General features: G+C 45.8%; 2 protein-coding genes. Both read left to right on the top strand.

Going from position 1 to position 1,590, the window contains the following annotated elements; all coding sequences use genetic code 11:
* A partial coding sequence (locus R8N46_RS24585; RefSeq protein ID WP_318189697.1) for an energy transducer TonB occupies positions 1 to 358 on the top strand: 358 nt, incomplete at its 5' end.
* Positions 355 to 1,527, top strand: coding sequence for a hypothetical protein (locus tag R8N46_RS24590; protein ID WP_318189698.1), 1,173 nt, complete (start codon positions 355 to 357; stop codon positions 1,525 to 1,527). The genes R8N46_RS24585 and R8N46_RS24590, both read left to right, overlap by 4 nt.
* The last annotated feature ends 63 nt before the right edge of the window (positions 1,528 to 1,590 follow it).

The raw sequence follows: 1,590 nt of genomic DNA on the forward strand, positions 1-1,590 counted from the left end.
AACACCGACCAGCGCGCTTGGGTTAAACACTGCGTTCGCTGGTATTGCGATTAATGCGCCAAACCTAAAGGGAACCATGGGCAATCAACAAGCGTTACCGCTGTATAAAGTTGAACCTCGTTACCCAAGTAAAGCATTAAAACGCAAGGTTGAAGGCTATGTGATCATGCGCTTTACGATTGACACGACAGGTCGTCCAAAAGACATTGAAGTGATCGATGCAGAGCCAAAGCGTATGTTTGAAAAAGAAGCCATTAGCGCGTTGAAGAAGTGGAAATACCAACCCAAAGTTGAAAATGGTGTGTCGATTGAGCAGTTCGGACAAACCGCAAAAGTGGAGTTCAAATTAGGCAAATGATGAAGAAATTCTTAATCACAACGCTGCTTAGTTTGACCGCAGCCAGTGCGATAGCTCAAGAGCTTAGCCAGTACACCGCATCTAGAGTGCAGCGTGCGCACAGCTTAGCTCAAGAAGAGATGCTTAAAGAAGCGATCTCAACTCTCGAATCGTTAGATCTATCGCGTGGCTACGATCAAGCGTTTGTTGCTCGTATGCTTGGTATTTTTTATTGGCAGAATGAGCAAGTTAAGCCTGCTATCAAGCAACTGGATTTCGCGGTAAGCAGCGGTTTATTGCAAGACGAGCAAGCGTGGCAAACACGTAAAATGCTAGCGGATATTTTGTTGAACGAACAACAGTTTGCTAAAGCCTTGCCGCACTATTACGAGTTGAGTAAAGCTGTACCTAAAAACCAGAAAGCTCATGAAGTTTGGCTGCGCATCGCACAATCGCATTACCAGTTGAGCCAATGGAATAAAGTGTTATCAGCGATGGGTCGCTACGAGAAGTTTGGTCAGCCAGATGAACTCGGTCCATTGTCGATTAAGCTTTCGTCTGAACTGGAACTCAAAAAGTGGCAGCCTGCTATTGTCACCATCAAACGTTTGATTGCAATAGAGCCTGAACGGGTGGAGTGGTGGCGTCAGCTCGTCGCTTTGCATTTACGTGTTGATGACAGCAAACGCGCACTAGATTCAATGGCTTTAGCCAAGCTACAAGGTGTCGCGCTCAGTCAAGATGATTTTAAACTGCTGGCACAGCTTTATGCGAAACGTGGAATCCCGGAGCGTGCTGCTTTAATTATGGAGCAGTTGGAAGACCTTAACGTCGATAGCCAGTTAAAAGCTCAGCAGGCGACCTATTGGCAGATGGCAAAAGAGTGGGATAAATCCATCGATAGTTGGCGAATTGCCGCGAAGTTGGATTCTAAATACTACTGGAACTACTCTCAGCTACTTGTTCAACAAGGCCATTACCAACAAGCATTGGCTGCTTTGGATAAGGTAAAAGGTCGCAATGCTGACGTCGCGCTCATCAAAACCAGAGCCTACTACAAGTTGAATCGATTGGATGACGCATTGGCGAATGCGAAACGTGCGAATGAAATCAAACCGTCGAATCAAGCCAAGAGTTGGGTGAAATACTTAACCCAACGGCGTAAAGCGGAAGCAACACAAAGCTCTTAGCGCAGAACAAATGAAAAGACCCGAAGTCATTCTCGGGTCTTTTTTGTTTTTGAGCCTTGTATT

The sequence above is a fragment of the Vibrio sp. 1874 genome (assembly GCF_033344395.1).
GTDB classification, from domain to species: Bacteria; Pseudomonadota; Gammaproteobacteria; order Enterobacterales; family Vibrionaceae; genus Vibrio; species Vibrio alginolyticus.

Excerpts from the sequence above, each read along its gene's own strand:
- R8N46_RS24590 (WP_318189698.1), top strand. The coding sequence starts at position 355 with ATGATGAAGAAATTCTTAATCACAACGCTGCTTAGTTTGACCGCAGCC.